This window comes from Mangrovicoccus sp. HB161399, assembly GCF_013184745.1.
Lineage (GTDB): Bacteria > Pseudomonadota > Alphaproteobacteria > Rhodobacterales > Rhodobacteraceae > Mangrovicoccus.
The window spans coordinates 1-1,893 of the sequence record NZ_JAATVU010000210.1 but is presented as its reverse complement, the minus strand read 5'-3'; the positions used below and the strand labels follow the sequence as shown (position 1 = coordinate 1,893).

Genomic DNA, 1,893 nt, shown 5'->3' with positions numbered 1-1,893 from the left:
CAAGTTTTCCCCGATTGTGCTGGTCCCCGGCGACCTCCGCCGCCTCACCGCCGTCTCGATCACCGGCGACGTCATGGATCTTGCCGGGCTGGCAGCAGACGGCACCACCGCCTGGGCCGAAAGCCATGACCTTTCCGGGCTTGCCGACGGCGAGGCCGCTGAACTGGCTTCCGCATGGCTGCTGTCGGCGCGGCGCGACGAGGGCGCTCTGGAAGCGCTGGTGATGCTGCCGATCGCGCAGGACGCGCCGCAGGCCTCCTGCTTCCCGGCCGCGGAAGCCTGGGCCGATGGCGCCGTGACGGTGCCGCTCTACGCCACGGCCTGACCTCATGGCCCTGATAGAACGGACGGACGAGGGCCAGCTGAGGCTGAACGGGACCATCCCGATCCTGACTCTGATCGCCATGCTGGGCGCGGGCATCGTCTTCGCGGTGAAAACCAGCGAGCAGACGGCGCGCAACGCCGCGGACATCCGGCGGATCGAGGTCGCCCTGGGCGTGACCAACGCCGACATCCGTGAGCAGCGTACCGCGCTGCAGGCCGGGCAGCTGACGATTGCCCGCGTCACACAACGGCTCGACGGGATGGACCAGACCCTGGCCGCCATCCTGATCGAGCTGCGCGAGGTCCGGAAGGGCCTCTCTGCCGAGCATCCCTGACCACAAACGGAGAACCAGATGAACCTCGAACCGCTCGCCTTCTGGAAGGCGCGGAGCAGCTGGCTTGCGCTCTTCGCCGTCCTGTCCTCCATCCTCGGCCGCGAGATCGACGTGGCCTATGCCGACCTCGCTTCGCAGCTGGTCACCGCCGTGCTGACCGGCGCGGCGCTCTGGCAGCGCAAGGCGCCGCAGCGCGCGATCAGCCTGACCGACGCGAACGTGCAGGGCGCGCTGATGGCCGCCGTGACCTCGGCGCCGGTCACCGAGAAGATCGCCTCCATCGCGCGGGGACTGCTCAAGTGATCCCGATCCCGCGCGATGTCATCGCCTGGGCGCAGCGGCAGCTGCGCGCGGGCGACCCGGATCTTGCCGATGACGGGCTGATCGGCCCTGACACCAACGGCGCGCTGATGGGCTGGGCCTATGACCACGAGGCAGACCTGCCAGACTTCTGGCCAGACCTGCCGGACGAGCGGCTGATGGCGGCGTTCCTGCAGATCGAGGCGCGCGAGAACGGGCGCGACCCGGGGCCGGTCGATGGCTGGTGGGGGCCGCGCACCGCGGCAGCGGTCGAGGTGATGACGGGCGCGGCCGATCCGCTCTGGCGCGACCGGCTGGACGCCGAGCGCCCGGCCTTCCCGGTCGAGACCCGCGGGCAGCAGGAGCTGGTCGCCTTCTACGGGATCGCCGGGCGCTCCGGCGGCTACCGCCCGCCGCTGGTGCAGGTGCCTGTGCCGTGGGTGATGCGGCTGGCCTGGAACACCTCGGCCACGCGGTCCTTCCTCTGGATCCACGAGAAGGCCGCGGACAGCGCCGCCCGCGCGCTCGGCCGGATCGCGTCGAGCTACACCGAGGCCGAGATCCGCGACCTCGGGATCGACCTCTTCGGCGGCGACTATGCCCCCCGCAAGATGCGCGGCGCCGACCGCCACAGCCTCCACAGCTGGGGCATCTCCATCGACTTCGACCCGGTGCGCAACGCGCTGCGCTCAGACAAGCGGACGGCCCGGCTCGCGCAGCGCGACGCGGTGCCGTTCTGGAGCGCCTGGGAGTCCGAGGGCTGGTGCAGCTTGGGACGGGCCCGGGACTACGACTGGATGCACGTCCAGGCGGCCACGCGCGGCTACTGACATGGGGTTCAGAATGGAAAAGCAGGTGCGGGGCACGACGCTCCGGATCCAGTCCGTCGACATGGGCGGCGGGCAGGCGCTGCCGGCCGGATGGGTGGTCACCG

4 protein-coding genes are annotated in these 1,893 nt (G+C 70.9%); all 4 read left to right on the top strand.

Annotated features, from left to right (window positions below; genetic code table 11):
* Positions 1-325 (top strand): hypothetical protein (locus tag HCC78_RS32330; RefSeq protein ID WP_172332786.1); only part of this gene is annotated, 325 nt, incomplete at its 5' end.
* 4 nt (positions 326-329) lie between these two features.
* Positions 330-659, top strand: coding sequence for a hypothetical protein (locus HCC78_RS32325; protein WP_172332785.1), 330 nt, complete (start codon positions 330-332; stop codon positions 657-659).
* 18 nt (positions 660-677) lie between these two features.
* Entirely contained in the window at positions 678-962 is a 285-nt protein-coding gene (locus tag HCC78_RS32320) for a hypothetical protein (protein ID WP_172332784.1), read from the top strand.
* The gene (locus HCC78_RS32315; protein ID WP_172332783.1) at positions 959-1,789 is read left to right on the top strand and encodes a peptidoglycan-binding protein; all 831 of its coding nucleotides are present in this window, start codon (positions 959-961) and stop codon (positions 1,787-1,789) included. The genes HCC78_RS32320 and HCC78_RS32315 overlap by 4 nt, the downstream gene beginning before the upstream one ends.
* Positions 1,790-1,893 lie beyond the last annotated feature (104 nt).

What these genes read in the sequence shown, in the direction of transcription:
- HCC78_RS32325 (WP_172332785.1), top strand. Translation starts at nt 330, where the DNA reads ATGGCCCTGATAGAACGGACGGACGAGGGCCAGCTGAGGCTGAACGGG.
- HCC78_RS32320 (WP_172332784.1), top strand. Translation starts at nt 678, where the DNA reads ATGAACCTCGAACCGCTCGCCTTCTGGAAGGCGCGGAGCAGCTGGCTT.